The organism is Sandarakinorhabdus cyanobacteriorum, from assembly GCF_002251755.1.
Lineage (GTDB): Bacteria > Pseudomonadota > Alphaproteobacteria > Sphingomonadales > Sphingomonadaceae > Sandarakinorhabdus > Sandarakinorhabdus cyanobacteriorum.
Genome location: NZ_NOXT01000034.1, coordinates 1 through 4,254, shown reverse-complemented (window position 1 = coordinate 4,254; position 4,254 = coordinate 1). Strand labels below are relative to the sequence as shown.

Genomic DNA, 4,254 nt, shown 5'->3' with positions numbered 1-4,254 from the left:
GACCACACCGCCGCAGTTACACCACGCGGTGGGACACGATCTCTGACCTCTTGTCCGAAGGTCTTGTTTCGGTAATCGCGAAACCTCGCGTTCAGAAGTGGAACCGCGGAACCATCGACGTCGAACTCGCGATCGAGCCGCGTACTAAGAGCAGTTGTGATCGATTTGAGCGTGAGAGAGTCACTGAGTTCCCAGTACGCTTGCAAGTTCCCGGACCAGAGGCGACGGTTTTCGAAAGTCGCGACATTGGTGGCGTGGCGACCATCGAACGGATCGGACGTCACGCCGCCCGCCGCCGCGAGTGTCGGATCCGTTGTCTGGGACGGAAACCCGCCCCCGTTGTCCCGAACATAGTTGACGATCGCGGTAAGCTTGAAGCCGGAAGACGGCTCCAGAAGGACGATCCCGCGGACCGCAGTAGTCTTGCCGCCACCCTCTGTTCGGTCGAGCAGCATATTCCTCTCGGTGCCTCCTCGGTCACGGTAGAGCCCCGCGATCCTCAGCGACAGATCATTCGTGACCGGCGCGGTAAGGCCGCCGGACAGCTCAATGCTGTTAAACGATGCATAGCTTGCCGTCAGGTTGGCATCGCTATCAAACGTTGGGCGCCGCGAAGTTACTGAGATGGCGCCTGCCGACGCATTTCGCCCGAAAAGCGTGGACTGAGGGCCCTTCAAGACCTCCACGCGCTCTATGTCGAAGAAGGGTATGTTCGCGCTTTCAAGGCGGCCGAGATACCCCTCATCCCAGAACACACCCACGCTGGATTCGCCCCCGATCCCGACCGAGTTCGTGCTGATACCGCGGATTGAAAAAACCGGCGTACCCAATCCTTGCGGCTTCCCTGCGAGCCCCGGAGCCAGCGCTGTCAGGTCGCCGGCGTCCCGAACCTGCGCCTGAGCCAGCTTCGCGCCGCTAACGGCCGTGACGGATATAGGCACATCGGCAAGAGACTGATCGCGGCGCTGAGCGGTCACAACGATTTCCTCAACGTCGGGCGGCGCGCCTCCGTCCTGCGCCGCCGCAACGCTCGGCATTAATGCGTTGATCGCACTCAAAAACGTGGCACCAACATACGCTTTTCCCATCGCCCTCTCCCATTCCGCCGTCGCCCATATCGCGATCTTGCAAAGCACTTTGTTGTTATCGGTCGGCCTTCCCGGCTCTCAGGTGTTCTCCAGCGCCCTTGCAGGGTCGCCGTTCTCGAAGAGACCGATCATCCCTCCCCGTTTTGCGACGGCATCATGAGGCGCGTAGCCAAGCAGCGCCTGAAGTCGCGGCTCGAGCGTTCGCGCGGTGTCGCGAGGCACATTCAGGAAGCTGTTCTCCACCGGGCGCAACCAGCCCGCGCAATATGAGATCGAGATCGCGCGACGCGGTGTGTCCGACGCGTTTTCACCACCACCATGGATAAGGTCGCCCCTGAAAAGGACGGCGTCTCCGGCGCTCATTAACGCACGAGCGAACTCGTCAGACTTGGGCTGGCGGCCAGGCTCCCAGCGCCAGCTTCCAGGCGAGATGTAGGTAGCGCCATTCTCTAGAGTGAACGGGTCCAATGCAATGATTGCATTCACCAGCACCGGCGCTTCCTTGCGAGGCAGGGACAGCCACGAGTCGGTATCGCGGTGCAGATACTGAGCCGGCTCTCCCGGACCGATCTGGATCAGCTCCCCCGCGTTCAGCAGTACGCTAGTGGCGTTGGGGCCGATGACTCTTTCGGCCCATGCGACCAAGTCGGGATGAGCAAGCAGCGAGCGGGTCGACGGCGTCTTCTCGGCAAGCCCATGCAAGCGCACAGTCCGAGCGCCGAGAAACGCATCGTACGTCGGAGACCCGCTCTGGGGCAGCCCGATCTTGCCGTCGCGTGCAATGTAGCCATCGATATCACTATTGACCGCGTCCAGTTCGTCCTTCGTGAGCAGTCCGACGAGGATTGCGCCACCTTCGCCAGTGACCGCCTGATCGATTGCCTTCCAGTCGTAGGGGCGCTCGAATGTCGGCAAGCCATGCGCTGACTGGAACGGAGGCTCGTTCTTCGACGTATGAATGGCGTCGTCGTCTTGCCCGACATCGACGGGGAGGGGGTCGCTGTAGGATATCACCCACCATGAGCCGCCCTCCGGCCCGGTCGTCTCCGGACCATAGGCGTGACCCGCTCGTGTCCAGCGCAAATCGCCGGCGCGGTAGACCCCTTCGCCCTCGATGTGGTGTTCACCATGGGTATACACGTAGAGCACATCGCCATGGTGATAGTGTCGCGGCCGCGTTTTGTGGGGCGGATCCTGTACAAGGAACACGAACGGCTTTCCGTCCGATCCCATCCCCTCGGGCATGAGGAAAATGTTTCCCGATCCCGTGGTCGGATCCACAAAAGGCTCCACTCCTTCCAAATTGAACCTCGCTGCATCCTTCATAATGCCTGACTCCATGATATGGGCTTGCCCTTTCACATAACGTTTGCTACATAACAAGCGATACGTCAAGAGGAGTCATGCGTGCCAAAAGTTGTCGATCATGATGAGCGCCGTGCAGGCTTTGTTCTGGCCAGTTGGAGCGTCATTGCCGAGGAAGGCCTGAACGCGGCGACGTTGCGGCGTGTCGCTGCTGCAGCGGGAGCTACGACCGGAGCGCTTACCCACTATTTTACGGATCGTGAGGCTCTGCTTGTGGAGACGCTTCGTTCCGCACATTTCGAAGCCGGTGCACGCATGCTTCGCGCGGCAAGCTCCGCTGGAGCAGCCCGAGACAAGCTGCGCGCTGTGATTCTTGAGGCGCTACCTCTCGATGACGCGCGCCTACGCGAATGGCGTGTCTGGCTTGCGTTCTGGGGCGAAGCGGTTGGCAATCCACAGCTTCGCAAAGAGAACGAGATCAGGATCGCTGAGTGGCGCGACCTTATCGAGACTCTCGTCGCTCCCTTAGTCGGGCAACCTCGCGCAGTTGAAGCGGCGGTTTCGGAACTGCTCAGCCTAGTCGACGGCATTGGATTACGTCTGGCACTTGCAGCTCCAGCCGAGAGAGAAGACTTACGAGCTGACGCGCACTCCATAGTCGATCGCGCCACTGCAAGAGTTGCATAACGCTAAATAATTTTTGTTCTCGGAGGATTTGGCAACCGGAAATCTAGGAGGCAGATGTGACTAGGTGCCTAAAGGCTTTCATGTTAACTACGGACACGTTGTTTATTGTTTACTGGACTGCTTCCCTTCTGCATCTGATCGGCGCCTTCAATATGCCGCCTGACCTGATGTATGCAGATTACGCGCAAGCGAGAGTATTCGCGTGGAACTGGTCATTTTTTCCAGTCGACGTGCTATTCTCATTATCCGGTTTTGCAGCGGTCCGGTTCTCGGCGCAGAATGATCCTCGATGGCGACCATTTGCGCTTATCTCTCTTTGCCTAACGTTCGTTGCAGGCCTTATGGCAGTCGGCTATTGGACAATATTGGGTGAGTTTGATCCGGGTTGGTACTTGCCCAATTTGACGCTGGTCATCTGGCCGCTGTTCTTCCTGCCAGGCCTGCTGAAGAGCACGGTTGCTGAGAAATGAACCACAGCAGGTTCAGCTTTGTGATCGCGTGCCTTCTCCATGCAACCGTGATTGGCGGAGGGTACATGAGCCTCCCCCCACTCTTCGCTTCGATGGAGGCCGAAGGCTGGAGCCCTGTTGGACTTCAGCAAGCTTGGGCTGCCATCCCTTTCGGGTCGATCCCCGGTGCGCTGTTCGCTGCTTCGGCTACACGGTCGTTCGGCTTGCGGACCATTGTTGCCGGAAGCAGCATCCTTGCCAGCGCATCGATCGGGTTTCGATCTTTGGCCGATGGAATCGTGCCGTTCAGCCTAATGTTGGCAATCTACGGTTTTATGACCGGGCTTTTGCTTGCGACACTGACGGCTGCAATCGGTTCATGGGTCGGCGCCCGACGGGTTGGCATCGCCCAAGCGCTATTCTTCGGGAGCTACGCGATCGGCGCAGGCTTAGCAGTTGTCTTGGGGGGGTACTACGCAGAATTCGTCGGTTGGAGAAGCATTTGCTGGGCAGTAGCGGTAGGAGGATTAATACTAGCGACAGCTTCTGGCACGCTGGTGACCAGTGAAAGAATCGGGTCACTAGTTGAGCGTCCTAAAGTTACGCGGGGGAACCAACTCGTTTCGTTTCTTTACTCTGCAGCGTACGCAGCGTATGTGGGAGGTTATCTGGCCTTGGCTGGCCTGGATCGTGTCCCACGGCGTGGTGTAGCTTATTGGAGCTCC

General features: G+C 58.9%; 5 protein-coding genes. 3 read left to right on the top strand and 2 right to left on the bottom strand.

Annotation, left to right across the window (positions count from 1 at the left end):
• Both CHU93_RS00685 and CHU93_RS00680 read right to left on the bottom strand, forming a co-directional pair.
• Positions 1 to 1,088 (bottom strand): TonB-dependent receptor (locus CHU93_RS00685; protein ID WP_133064255.1); only part of this gene is annotated, 1,088 nt, incomplete at its 3' end.
• A 78-nt stretch (positions 1,089 to 1,166) separates the two neighbouring features.
• Positions 1,167 to 2,414 (bottom strand): phytanoyl-CoA dioxygenase family protein, encoded by a 1,248-nt coding sequence (locus tag CHU93_RS00680; RefSeq protein WP_165768537.1) that lies wholly within the window; start codon positions 2,412 to 2,414, stop codon positions 1,167 to 1,169.
• An 81-nt stretch (positions 2,415 to 2,495) separates the two neighbouring features.
• On the opposite strand from CHU93_RS00680, the gene CHU93_RS00675 reads away from it, so the two are divergent.
• The 3 genes from CHU93_RS00675 to CHU93_RS17200 form a co-directional block, all read left to right on the top strand.
• Complete coding sequence (locus CHU93_RS00675) at positions 2,496 to 3,080, top strand: TetR/AcrR family transcriptional regulator (RefSeq protein ID WP_094472299.1); 585 nt, start codon at positions 2,496 to 2,498, stop codon at positions 3,078 to 3,080.
• Between the two features lie 80 nt (positions 3,081 to 3,160).
• Positions 3,161 to 3,550: a DUF5360 family protein gene (locus CHU93_RS17205; RefSeq protein ID WP_133064254.1), complete on the top strand. Its 390-nt coding sequence runs from the start codon at positions 3,161 to 3,163 to the stop codon at positions 3,548 to 3,550.
• On the top strand, positions 3,547 to 4,254 hold a 708-nt coding region (locus CHU93_RS17200; RefSeq protein ID WP_133064253.1), incomplete at its 3' end, for an MFS transporter. The genes CHU93_RS17205 and CHU93_RS17200, both read left to right, overlap by 4 nt.

Coding starts and splice junctions, on each gene's coding strand:
- CHU93_RS00680 (WP_165768537.1), bottom strand. CDS start 2,414: ATGAAGGATGCAGCGAGGTTCAATTTGGAAGGAGTGGAGCCTTTTGTG.
- CHU93_RS17205 (WP_133064254.1), top strand. CDS start 3,161: ATGTTAACTACGGACACGTTGTTTATTGTTTACTGGACTGCTTCCCTT.